General features: G+C 41.2%; 11 protein-coding genes. 1 reads left to right on the forward strand and 10 read right to left on the reverse strand.

The annotated features are described in order from the left end of the window. Window positions 1–143 precede the first annotated feature (143 nt). The 9 genes from KFT32_RS26610 to KFT32_RS26650 all read right to left on the reverse strand — a co-directional run bounded on the left by KFT32_RS26610 (window position 144) and on the right by KFT32_RS26650 (window position 10536). Window positions 144–1298, reverse strand: a complete 1155-nt coding sequence (locus KFT32_RS26610) for a hypothetical protein (protein WP_211750364.1) — start codon at window positions 1296–1298, stop codon at window positions 144–146. A gap of 442 nt (window positions 1299–1740) precedes the next feature. After that, complete coding sequence (cydC, locus tag KFT32_RS26615; protein ID WP_211750365.1) at window positions 1741–3462, reverse strand: thiol reductant ABC exporter subunit CydC; 1722 nt, start codon at window positions 3460–3462, stop codon at window positions 1741–1743. Beyond that, window positions 3459–5270, reverse strand: coding sequence for a thiol reductant ABC exporter subunit CydD (gene cydD, locus KFT32_RS26620; RefSeq protein ID WP_211750366.1), 1812 nt, complete (start codon window positions 5268–5270; stop codon window positions 3459–3461). The genes cydC and cydD overlap by 4 nt, the downstream gene beginning before the upstream one ends. Window positions 5271–5339: 69 nt before the next feature. Continuing rightward, a complete protein-coding gene (locus KFT32_RS26625; RefSeq protein ID WP_211750367.1) occupies window positions 5340–6353 on the reverse strand; it encodes a cytochrome d ubiquinol oxidase subunit II in 1014 nt (337 codons plus the stop codon). Next, complete coding sequence (locus KFT32_RS26630; protein WP_211750368.1) at window positions 6353–7717, reverse strand: cytochrome ubiquinol oxidase subunit I; 1365 nt, start codon at window positions 7715–7717, stop codon at window positions 6353–6355. Before KFT32_RS26630 ends, KFT32_RS26625 begins: the two co-directional genes overlap by 1 nt. Before the next feature lie 742 nt (window positions 7718–8459). Continuing rightward, on the reverse strand, window positions 8460–8831 hold the full coding sequence (locus tag KFT32_RS26635; RefSeq protein WP_211750369.1) for a VOC family protein: 372 nt from the start codon (window positions 8829–8831) through the stop codon (window positions 8460–8462). A gap of 89 nt (window positions 8832–8920) precedes the next feature. Next, entirely contained in the window at window positions 8921–9436 is a 516-nt protein-coding gene (locus KFT32_RS26640) for an SRPBCC domain-containing protein (protein ID WP_211750370.1), read from the reverse strand. A 28-nt stretch (window positions 9437–9464) separates the two neighbouring features. Then, complete coding sequence (locus tag KFT32_RS26645; protein WP_211750371.1) at window positions 9465–9803, reverse strand: ArsR/SmtB family transcription factor; 339 nt, start codon at window positions 9801–9803, stop codon at window positions 9465–9467. A gap of 181 nt (window positions 9804–9984) precedes the next feature. Continuing rightward, window positions 9985–10536 carry a GNAT family N-acetyltransferase gene (locus tag KFT32_RS26650; protein ID WP_211750372.1) on the reverse strand — a complete coding sequence of 184 codons (552 nt, stop codon included), beginning with the start codon at window positions 10534–10536 and terminating at the stop codon, window positions 9985–9987. Window positions 10537–10617: 81 nt separating this feature from the next. On the opposite strand from KFT32_RS26650, the gene KFT32_RS26655 reads away from it, so the two are divergent. Further along, on the forward strand, window positions 10618–11430 hold the full coding sequence (locus tag KFT32_RS26655) for a MerR family transcriptional regulator (protein WP_211750373.1): 813 nt from the start codon (window positions 10618–10620) through the stop codon (window positions 11428–11430). 45 nt (window positions 11431–11475) lie between these two features. Here the strand turns inward: KFT32_RS26655 and KFT32_RS26660 are convergent, their stop codons facing one another. Then, window positions 11476–12537: a DUF4037 domain-containing protein gene (locus tag KFT32_RS26660; protein WP_211750374.1), complete on the reverse strand. Its 1062-nt coding sequence runs from the start codon at window positions 12535–12537 to the stop codon at window positions 11476–11478. Between the last annotated feature and the right edge of the window lie 249 nt (window positions 12538–12786).

A 12786-nucleotide genomic window follows, 5' to 3' on the forward strand; every position in this document is an offset into this window, starting at 1 on the left:
CTATGAATGATAGCAGAGTCAGCAAACTGACAGCAGAGCTTAAATAATATTTAAAACCAATTCTTTTCAAAAGATATAAGGATAAGATAGATATTAATATACACAAAATTATATAAATCATCTAATCCTCCTTAATTCAGATATTATTTAGCTTGGTAATCTTCTCTTAACCATGTTAAAGAAACAGGGTAGCTGTCGGTTTGTGAGTTAGTAATAGAATTATCGCCACTAACATCAGCAGAATAAATTTTGTCTGTGTTTGTCAGTGATTTTAAAGAAGAGGAATCTACTTTAGCTTGCAGAGCAGTATATCCTTTAAAATCTATAACAACATTTTCGCTCTTCATAGAGACTTCATTAAGTCCTTGACTAAAGGACGTAACTCTATCTCCGTTTTCGTCAATACCTCTTGCTTCTATATATTCTACATTCAGGTTACTAGTAGCTGCAAGCTCTTTCACTACAGAAAAATCAACAGGAGTATCAAAAGTAATAGTTACGGCGATATCTTCAATATTTTTCTCGCCTAAATCACTGGCAGTGTTTTTATTATTGTTCACATATTCTGTTATATTAGTCGAATCTATGGCTTTGTATTGTGAAATAGCGTCGAATGAGGTTTCACTCTCAGAAGTATTAATCACTGTATTCTCAACCTCTTGCGTATTGGATAGAGCTGTGGGCATTGAGCCTAAGTTGTCCCCATAAGTAAAGGTATGTTGAATTGCAGTGGATTGAGTGCAATTATTATAGTCAGTAAGTCCTTTCTCACTGATCCCCATTTGAGCCTGGATTTTACCACTATCTCCAGAACCACCATCCCTTAAATCATTCCATCTTGTTTCCATATAATAAGTTGTAGTTGTATTGATAGTTCCTAAAGCTGTAACCTCGGATTCATCATCTTGTCCAAAAAAATTATTATCTTCAATATCCAACTTAGGACTAGGTAAATTTGTTAGTATTTCATCAGCATCAATTTCAAGATTATTTGAATCTGGGACGGCAGTCTGATCTAGCGTAAAATAAGCTTTTGAATTGTCACAGGCAGTACCTGGATTATCTCCGCCATCATTATAGTCCAATATACTAGTACGGTTGGTAGCGTCAAATTTGAAACTGACCCATGTTGCTAGACGAGTAACTCCACTACTTGTAACTAGCGAAGGTACACCCGTACCAGATTTAGGGACATAAGAACCTTTAGAATAATCTGAATAGCTCCATCCAAAAGCAGTAGTACTAAAAGCAGTAAATGCTGTAACACTTGCTAAAAATACTTTTGTTCGTCTTTTCATTATTATCCTCCTTGAAAGTAAATATAGTAGATAACGCATTTACTAATTAGTAAATTTCGATATCACCTCCAAGAAAAAAATAACAGATATTATAATTTATGTAAATAACTAACAAAATACATAGTAAATTATTGTATATATCATAATTGCTAACAAGCCAACTTTAATCGGTGCGAGCTTAGGGCAATTCCCTCCTATAGATTTTCTCTCTAATTACTAGGTACTACCTACATCATTCTATCAGAAAGTACAGAACAAAAGTTCTTATGGATGGTATTAAATTTATTACTTTTTATCTTCCCGCTCTATGACTTGTCCATTCAGACACGCAATCGTTAAACAGGCTAAGAACGGCTTTCGGAGTAGTAACGAAAGCCGTTCTTTTTGCACCTGATTCATACTTGCGCTCGCCATGATCAAAGCATAACTTGCTCTTTTACACTCAAATTTCTCCGATCATTTGCCGCTCAATTTTCTTCATCTCATAAAAATAGCCTCTTTGGTCCATCAACTCCGAATAGGAACCCGTTTCCACTACTCTGCCTTGGTCCATGACCACAATCTGATCCATCTCTTCCAGTCCAGTAAGCCGATGACAAATTAAGAGAAGCGTATCTTCAGCCGCCTGTACAAAAAGATGCTGCAATACGCGTTGCTCTGTCACGTAATCCATCGAGGACGTTGGTTCGTCCAGAAGCCAAAACTGTCCTTTGTGTAGCATCGCACGAGCAAGAGCCAGCCGCTGCTTCTCCCCATCCGACATATTCTCCCCTTTTTCATACACCATATCAGTCAAAGATGTATTCGGCAGCTGTACTTTAGCCAGCATATCCAGCAATTGTTCGTCAGAATACTCTTCTCCATTCAGCAGGAGGTTATCCCGGATCGTTCCCTGGAAGAAATGACTATGCTGCAACACCACATTAGCGGATTGCCAAATGCTCCTCTCATCCAGTTCCTTCAATGAAGCATCGTTTAATCGTATTTCGCCAGCCGATGTTGTACGCAGCTTGAGCAGCAATTCAATAATTGTGGACTTTCCTGATCCGCTTGGTCCGACAATCGCCGTTTTGGAGCCAGGTAACATATGCAGGTTAATATCACTCAGCGCGGGTCTCCATTCCCCTTCATATTGAAACGTAACACCAGATAGCTCGATCGAAACGGGATGATCAACTGATAACGCGCTACCTTGTTGCGAAGACTGTACATCTGAGGTTTGTACCGTTTCGGTCAGTCGTTTAGCTGCGTGTTCGCTATCCTGCTTATACACGGGTAATGTAGCCATAACTGTCGCTTCTTCAAATACTGTAAGTGAAGCCATGACCAGCATGGCAAGAAACACGCCAGCAAGCTCTCCGTTCATAATTAAAATGGCGCCGAGCGCCAGTACGCCCCAGGAAACGAGAAAAGTAACAAAGGCGTGCATCGATTGCCCGAGAAGCAAGTGCCCGGCTGCTCTTTGTTGCTCAGTTGCTAATACAGCAGAAGTCTGCTGTAGCTGCTGCTCTCGTTGTGCCAATTGCCCGTATACTTTCAAATCCCGGAAACCATACAATACTTCAGTTACTTCCGTGGAAAGCAATGCCCGTTGCTGCCGAACCCGTCCATGTATTTTCCGCTGGCCTCGCAAAACTATTCCCGGCACAATCAATGCCGTTGCCAGCATGCCTAGTACAAACAAGCACGTAATCCAGAATGAAAAGACAGAAGTAAATAACATCGTAGCCAAAAAAACCATGACGACAATGATTGGAGGATAAGCGACGCGCAAAAAATAATTTTGCAAACTTTCCACATCTCCAACGATCCGGGCAAGCAGATCCCCACTTCGATTTCTGTTCAATATACCAGGCGCTAAAGGAATAAGCTTGGCAAAAAAGGATGTGCGCAAACGGCTAAGCATGGAGAACGTCGCCCGGTGAGAATACAAGCGTTCTCCGTAACGACTCGCCGCTCGAAGCAGACCAAGCAGCTTGACCAGTGAGGTGAGTATAATCAATGTATAAAGCGGTGGCGCAAAGACCGTTTGCGAAATGAGATACCCGCTCGCTGAAAAAAGGGCCACGCCGGCTATACCCGCGATAAATCCGCCCAAAATCGATAGTACGATATCTTTGCGCTCCTGAATCATCGCCTTTGACAGAATAGCTAGTTCATTCATGCTAACCCTCCTTTTCGTTGAGCATCAACCATCTCAGCATAATGTGGAAGTTGCTCTAAAAGCTCGTCATGCCGCCCCGAACCCAATAACACTCCATTGTCCATAAACAAAATTTTGTCTGCATGTTGAATCGTATATAACCGGTGAGCTACCGTAATCATCGTCGCCGTTTTTGCCAGTGTGGCAATGGAGCGTTGCAGTACCCACTCGGTGTGCAAATCCAGTCCCACTGTGGGTTCATCAAACAAAATGATGGCAGGTCGCTTCAAAAAAGCGCGTGCCAAAGCAAGCCTTTGTTTTTCTCCACCAGACAGTCCCCTGCCCCCTTCACCAACAAAGGTATCCAATCCCTGCTCCAAATGCGCTACAACCGCAACAAGTCCGGCTTCCTCCGCCGCCTGCTCAATTTCTGCTCTAGAGACGTTCCGACTAGCACCAATTGCAATATTTTCTGCAAATGTGCCTGCAAAAATATACGGATGTTGTGTTATGTAGCCGACATGTTCAAACCATGCAGACTCATCGTATTGCGAGAGTGGTTTTCCGTTCACCAGTACCTCTCCCGTCACTGGTTGCAATAAGCCGGAAAGGAGATGGAGCAAGGTCGTTTTTCCGGAGCCGCTTTTGCCAACAATGGCAATGTGTTCTCCTGACCCAATCGAGATTTGGCCTACCTCAAGCTCAAATGAATCAGGTGCATACTTAAACCGGACATTGTCCAGTTCAATGGATGGTGGCATTGGAGACACCTTTGTATGGACTCGTCCGAACCCTTCCGGCTCCACCATCCAATCGTTTCTTTCGTTTGAGTCCACTCCCTCTCCGCTCTCGGTTTGAGTGCTTTTGGCGTTCGATTCTGCAAGCATGGTTTCCACCTTACGTACCGCTCCCATGCTTGTACGACCGCTGTGGAAGGCCGTTCCCGTATTTTTCAGCAGGCTGTAAAACTCAGGAACAAGCAACAAAATGAAAAAGGCGGTATGGAACGTCATCGATTTGAAAACGAGCAACTGAATCGCAAGTTCCAGCGCAACAACGCCAATGCTTAGCATTACAATCGATTCCAGCATGAAGGTATTCGTGAACGCGATCTTCAAAATATCCATCGTGGCATCACGGTAACCTAGACTGCTGCGTTCAATTTCCTGCTGCTGGCGGTGAGCACGTCCAAATATTTTCAATGTAACCAGCCCTTGAAGAGAATCAAGAAACGTCCCAGAAAACTCGGCCAGTTGGGCATATTTTTCTTCTGATTTGTTCTTCGTTTTCAGCCCCACCAAAATCATAAACAACGGGATAAACGGAGCTGTAAACAGCATAATGAAACCTGAGTTGGGATGTTGGATAAACGTAACGATTAAAATCAAAATCGGGATCATAGCTGCTTCTAGCATACGCGGCATGTACTGACTGAAATAACTGTCAGCTTCATCCACAGCATCCAAAGCAATGCTGACCTTTCCTCCCGTCTGCCCACTAAGGGATGAAGACATGGAAGCATGGGTTAGGTTTTGTAGCACTGCTGCTCGCATATTCGTCTTTGCACGGGAAGCCATATGCAAGCCAATTTTCCCATTTCCATAAGATAACAGTGTGCGTACAGCCATAACAGCCAGCAGTATACTAAGCAGCATAACAACCGATGAAAAGGAAGCTCTCTCCACAAAAATCCGCTGGACTGCTTCAGCAAGTAATGCGGCCTGGCTAATAATAGCTACACCAAGCGCCAGAGAAAGGATAGAAAGGAGAATCATATTTTTCCTTTGTAAAGACATTTGCTGAGAGATCAGACTGGATTTCCTCTTCACAGAACTCTCCTCCTTTATATATGAATGCCTGCAAGGGAACCCCTCACAGACATTATGGAACAATCCGTTTTATTTTTTTCCTTTTACATAATCCGCATCAAACAGGAAAAGTTTGAAGACTAGAATAAGTGAAGGGATCAACAGGCACAGACCACCAATAAATACAATAACTAGAGCCAAGCCCATCGATGGTGATGTGGCGCTGCTCTGAATTGTGATGTATGGATCAAGAATATAAGGGTATTGCCCAATGCCGTAAGCGAAAAAGGCGCTAAAAAATTGCAGCATAATGCATATAAACGCTAATCCGTACCGGCGTCCGTTATATAACAGCCACATCGCAATCATGAAGAAAGCAACGGAAAGCGCTAGTAGCCACCATAGATTCATCATATTTTGAAAATGCCGCTCATTGTGTTGACCCAAATAAATAAATGCTGTCAAAGCAAAAATAATCGTCGGTGTGCTCCAGAACAAGGCATAATTGCGCATCAGCTTCAATGCAGATTTATCCTCTGCCCGAGAAGCATAAAATGTTAGAAATGAGGCGCTAATGAACAAAACTGAAACGATCGCTAGTCCAACGATGCTCCAAGATAAAGGATTTGTAAACAGTGCCCAGTAATCCAGAGAAACCGTCTCTCCCTGCTTTACGATAAAGCCGCCTTCAGACAGTGTTAGCGCCACTGATAACGAAGCCGGAATAAGCAATCCTGTGGCTCCGTATAAAAACAGATAAATGATACTATTTTTGGAACCGTAATTTTCAAAAGCATAGAATGAACCACGAATCGCAAGCAGGATAACTGCAATGCTCCCTGGAACAAGCAGTGCGGAGCCATAATAATAAGCCGTATCCGGAAAAAATCCGACGATGCCGATGTAGAAAAAGACAAAAAATACATTGGTAATCTCCCATACTGGTGATAAATAACGGGAGATCAGACGATTAATCAGGTGATCCTGCTTCGTCAAGCGTGCATAGAAGGCAAAGAAACCCGCCCCAAAATCAATGGAAGCTACAATTAAATAGCCGTACAAGAACAGCCAGAGTACCGAGATGCCAATCAATTCGTAACTCATTATGAAGCCTCCCCCTTTTCGGTAGATTGACTAGGTTTCTCTTTCATCCATTTCTCCATCTCGAGTTCAGCCGGATTATTGTTAAACAAGCGTCTTAACACAAGAACGCATACGGTGCCCAATACGATGTATAGGAGTAAGAACAGGAAAAATAAAATCCTCACATGCGGTGAAGAAGTAGCCGCTTCCTCTACACGCATATATCCTCGGATAATCCACGGCTGGCGCCCAATTTCTGCATAGAACCAGCCCATCTCAACCCCCAGAAAAGCAAGCGGTGCGCTCAGTGCAATGATACGAAGCAGCCACTTGTTAAGCTCATTACGCTTTTTCCAAAACACGAATAGGAAGTACAGGAGCGAAATTGCTAACAAAGCAAATCCGATTCCGGCCATTAAATCAAACAAGTAATGCACAAGAAGTGGCGGACGCTCATCGAGCGGGAATTCCTCCAAACCCGTTACTTCTGCATTGAAGTCTCCAAAGGCCAAGAAGCTGAGCAGTTTCGGTAAATGAAGGGCCCCTATAATTTCATGCTCTGCATTAAGCCATCCCATTAAAATCAAATCCGCGCCGCTTTCAGTCTCAAAATGCCATTCGGCCGCTGCAAGCTTCTCTGGCTGATGTTCGGCTAAAAACTTGGCGGATACATCTCCCGCAAATGTGTTCAGCATGCCGAACAGCAAAACTACCGCCATCATAAGATTCAAGGCTTTTTTGTGGTATGGGGACACGCCTTTTCTGAGCATTGTAAAGGCTGCTATTCCGGCTAACAAGGCTGCTCCTGTCAAATAGGCTGAGCTTAACACATGGAACACCTTGGAGAAGGTCGCCGTATTCAGCATTGCTTGCACGGGGTTCACGGCTGTGAATTGGCCCGCTTCCATCAGAAAGCCTCCAGGCTGGTTCATGAATCCGTTCACCGTCGTAATAAAAACAGCAGACATACCAGCCCCGACGACAATTGGAATTGTCAGCAGCCAATGAATATACGGATTTTTGAACCGCTCCCATGTATACAAATAAATGCCTAGGAAGATAGCTTCAAAAAAGAAGGCGAACACTTCCATAAATAACGGAAGTGCAATAACATTACCCGCCAGTTTCATAAAATTCGGCCATACTAGAGCCAGCTGTAAGGAAATCGCTGTCCCTGTTACGACACCAACTGCCACAGAAATGACAAAGCCTCGTGACCACCTCTTCGCCATAAGTATGTAATGAGGATCCTTCTTACGAATCCCGATAAACTCAGCAATAGCGATCATTAACGGTACACCGACACCAAGTGTCGCAAAAATAACGTGGAACCCCAGGGTCATCCCTGTAACCAACTTACTCCATAGAACCGTATCAATTGCCATTCTTTACTTCCTCCTTTCAAACTCTGATTCATTTTCGTAAGGTGCTAGGTCTAAAACCGCTAGTCGATAAACTACATTCAATATCAGGTTTGGCCAGACTCAAAGTTATCGGTACTTGTTCCGTCTATTAGACGTTCCTTATCTTCGTATGAGGAAAGAGAAAAAATTCACAAAGTAAGGTGTGAATGATCATTTCGTTTTGCTATCGCTTGTTACTGACTGAAGCGAGCGCTAATGAGCCTAATGGAGCCTGGTATATAATGTAATGTAATCAAAGTACTAGACGTACCTGATTATATCTGTTTCTTATTGCATTTCAATCACTGACATATCTTCGTCCCTAAACGTTCAAGAAAGGATCAACTCTTTCTGACAACTCGGTGAAATACATGAAAAGTACCCGATCGAGCTATTGATTTATTAAGGTTATATGTGGTAATGGAAGCTTCCCCATTTCAATTGATGTGAGGTGAATGTTATGAACGGGTCATTAGTGCGCTTACGGTTTCCGGTTTCCCATGGTTTTGATTATTTATGATAAGCAGAATGTGGCACCGCAATGACTATGATCACAATCACTACGTAATGATTCCTCTAACTTGTTCCTTTCAAACAAAAAAGCCGCCATATAGGCGACCTCTAAAGGGACTATGTTTTTGTTCACAGACAGAATTAAAAATCGATAAATTTCCTTAACTAGATGTTCGATGGTTCGTTACATGGTTTCTTCGTTTTTATTATTCTATTTTTCCATTACTGCAAAGTAATTTTGTTCATTATCCGCGAAGTTAAAGACTCTGCCAGTCGGAAGTTCAACAATTTCTCCAACCGTTACATTTTTGCTTTTCAAATCACTATATAATTGATCAAAGTTATCTGTGAAGTACATGAGAGATGGTGTTCCTAGATTCATTTCAGGATTCATTTGAGCTACGAATTCCTTATTATGAAGAACAATGCTAGTTGCTGCACCCTTAGGAGCTACTTCGATCCATTTCATCGGACCATTGATTTCTTCAGTAATGACCTCAAATCCTAGTTTTTCTGTCCAAAAACCTTTGGATTCGTCTTGGTTACTCACATACAACATTACTTGGCCAATTTTATTAATCATTTTTAAACACTCCTCATATGGATTATTTTCCGGGTTAGACCCAAAATTCTCAATCAAACTAACAATGGTATCCGGTGCTTTCGAGATCTTTACTTAAGCGACTCCAACAGTTCGCCCAGGCGATTCCAGGTTTCAGTGATTCCTTGTAGCATGCCCATGTCCATAACGTTTTTCAGGGCCTCAGCCGATGGGTATTTGGAACGATTCACCAATTTTGTTTTGCCGCTCAAGTCGATAAATTCTATGGTAATTAGAGCCGATGGCATAGACTCGTTTATATTCCCTTCCGCATCCGAGAAGTAGTCGTTGTAGATAATCGTCTCTGGCTCCACAATTTCCTTATAAACGCCTTTTCCCCATGATTCCATACCGTAAAATTGACCTTGATCCTGATCAACACACTTCATGCAGTAGTGCCATACGCCTCCCGGACGAAAATCGATGTTACAAACCGGTATCTCCCATCCCTTCGGTCCCCACCAACGTTTGAGATGCTCAGGTTCCTTAAACATCTGGAATACGAGATCACGCGGCGCATCAAATACGCGCTCCAGTACCAGGACTCGATCGTTCTCTACGCTCGAAACCATTTCGTTGTTTGACATAGTTTTTATTCCTCCTAATAAAATGCTGTTATGGTTTTTGCTTGTTCTGCAGCTCACGGAGGTAATTGTCCAAGTTATCTAATCTTTCTTCCATAATGTGACGGAAGGATTGTAGCCAGAAATCCATCGCTTGGAAGGGCTCTGGCCGGAGTGAGTAGATCCGGCGGTTCGCATCTACTTGTACTTCCACAATTCCGCAATCGCTGAGCACTTTTAAATGCTTCGACGCTTGTGGTTGGCGAATTCCCAGCTGTTCGGCGATTTCTCCCACGGCCAGAGGACCCTCTCGTAACAATTGAACGATATTCATACGATTTGTTTCAGCTAAAGCACTCAGCATCGTTATGTCCATTCCGGATGTTTTCATGACATGGTGCTCACCTCTGTATTTAATGGTTTCTCGTTTTGTCTTCTCTCAAACTCAATATACTCAATAAGGAATATTCCTGTCAAGATATATTAAAGATAGACTCCTCATAAATATTACAAAGTGGGTTTGGGTCGATTCACATGAAGTATTACAACATTTCAATGATAATAGCTTTAAATCATTTCTGAAAGTTGTACACTTCCCTGTAAAGTACATTTCTCACACATTTAAATTGGGAATCTGTAAGTCTCTCTGGATAACTCATAATGCATAAAGGCAAACCTGACATCCCATCACGCAGGGGTGGCTGAACATATTTAAAATCTCCTAAATAAAATCCAAGACGTTCATAAAATCGAACTCTTCTCCGCTTCAACTCATCTTGAGGCTCCTCGACTTCCAATATGATTGGCAAAGTAGACTGTTTCATAAAACGTTCCATTAATTGCTTACCTATTCCCCCTCCCCGTATCGATGGGGAAACAGCAATATTCTCTACGTATCTAAAAGTATCAAACTCCCATCCTGCAAGAAATGCAATGACTTCGCCCTGCTTATTCTCCTCTGTCAGAAGGTGGTAACGCCGATCGGACAGTAACTTTTTTTGACTTTTATAGTCACGATACTCTATTTCGGGAAAGGATACTTTCATAAGATCAAATACTAGATCAAATCTCTCTTGTTGAATCAAAGCACTCACTCCAACTTCATGGTGTTTTACAATTTTCATCTTGTATAAACCACACTAAACCCTGGTATAATACTAGGGTCAAGCTGTAGTAAGTAAGAAATTTTGAAAGGTATAAATAAATTGAAAAATTATTATAAGATCAATGAAATATCAAAGTTATATGGAATCGGTGTAGATTCTTTGCGATATTATGAAAAAATAGGTGTTTTGGTACCTCGACGTGATACTAACGGATATAGACTTTACGGTCTTAATGACATATACAAGTTAAACATTATCCGTGATCTTCGCCAATTGGATTTTACTATGCAACAAATAAAAGATTATTTGGATCACCAAAGTATTGACAATACTCTCTATTTATTACATAAAGAACAAGATCTAATTCGTGAACAGTTACGTAGTCTTCAGACTAAGCAACATATGATCCAGGAAAGAATAAATGTACTAACTTCCGCTATGCAAATTACAACAGGTAAATTCTTAATAAAATCATTTCCGGAACGTCCTTGCTTGCATTTAGACACACGTATTACCAGGGATGAAGAAATGGATTTTGCTATTAAAAAGCTACATAAAAAGCATGAAAGTATAATACATGATTTCGGTAATCAACTCTTTGGAGCATCAGTATCAGTTGAGGACCTATACATGGGTGTAAAGGACGTATTTAACTCTGTCTTTTTTATTCTCAATTATGATGACCCAGAATACGATTTTGTTCTCCCTGCAGGTAAATATCTTTCTCTTTATTATCGAGGAGACTACCGTCAAAGCTCAGATAAAATATTTGATGTTCTTTCCTTTGCAAAAGAAAAAGGACACCAGTTACTTGGTGACCCTTTTGAAATATATGAAATCGACAACAGAGATACAATAAATAAAGATGAATTTCTAACAGAAATTCAGGTAAGAATCATGATTTATCGTTAGCTTAATGGTCGCCGTCGAAGCCTCTTGGATTTGAAATATTGATCCTTACAAACGGGGCTTATATAGTTTTTTTAAAGCGTTTCTTGCGTATTCTCCTTCTCCCTCAGACCACTTATTCATATTTCTGAAATCTGTGTTGTCTGTGATTTGGTCTATATTACCAATCAAATGTTTTTTGGATAACTGTTGAATGTCTGTATCCACAATTTGATTTGTGATGAGGTTAGCAATTTCTTCACCGTTCATTACTTTAAAGGGACGATCAAAAAAGTATGAAACTTCATGAGGAATCTTTTCAGTGATTCCTAGTCCGTTGTGCATACTTGATAGATGTTTGTAAACATTATTCAAAGCATGCTCACGTTCTCTCCATGTAACTGCCGTTTGAGCGGTCCAAAGGTAAGGAAATATTTGGTCAGAACATTTCAAACGTTTAAATGCAGTACCAAACCATTTTGGATAGGGTGCATATTGACGCTCCATGAGAAAGCAAAGATTCATAATATCTCGGACAAGGCGTGATGCGATAATAGCCGAGCCAAGTTCGTCGCCTATAAAACCCGAACGAAGCATCAGATGTTCTTCTTGACCGATTCGCTGCCAACCTGATGCCATAAGGTATAACCAAATATCGTGAGGATAATATTCGAATTGTTTGCGTAATATGGAAAGTTGACCATTATCGTCCCTATAAACTTCCCCACGTGTTATTTCGAGAAGTGACTGCGAAGGAAACATTAGCCAATCTATCGGTTCTAATCGTTCATCTTTGTTAACAGCCAGGTAACTTTCGATGAACCTCGGAACCGTAGTAATTACACTCTTCCTTAAGTCAATGGGAAAGCCATAGAACTGTTCTGGAGCTCGTTCGTGCAAAGTTGATTGTATGTGTTCTGAATACCAGATATCTAGTTGATCAAGAAAAAGATATACCCGGGGTACCCAATCGTGGTCAGTCGACATTTCCGTATCATATCCGAGAACTTCGCTACCAGGACCAATTAGCGCCGATGAATAAGACAAGAAAGAGTAATTATTCGTCATTACAGGCTCAACGATCTCGATATGAAATCGACGGCATAATTCTATTCCTTTAATAAAAGACATTCCCCTTCCCTCCAATTCCATCTACCACAAACATCATTTTCTCATTCACTCATAATTTCAACATTATCTGAATGCAATAATAGCTAAATAATTTCTATAGTTGATCAATACTGTCTGTTAGCTTACATCAGCCCAATTTAAAATAAATATTGACATTATAAAAACATATTCGTATAGTACTAAATATTAATAAGAACTAATAAATATTAATCAGTATTTTTTAGATATAACATTTGATAACTCAAAGAT

It is taken from the genome of Paenibacillus sp. Marseille-Q4541, from assembly GCF_018310695.1.
Classification (GTDB): Bacteria; Bacillota; Bacilli; order Paenibacillales; family Paenibacillaceae; genus Paenibacillus.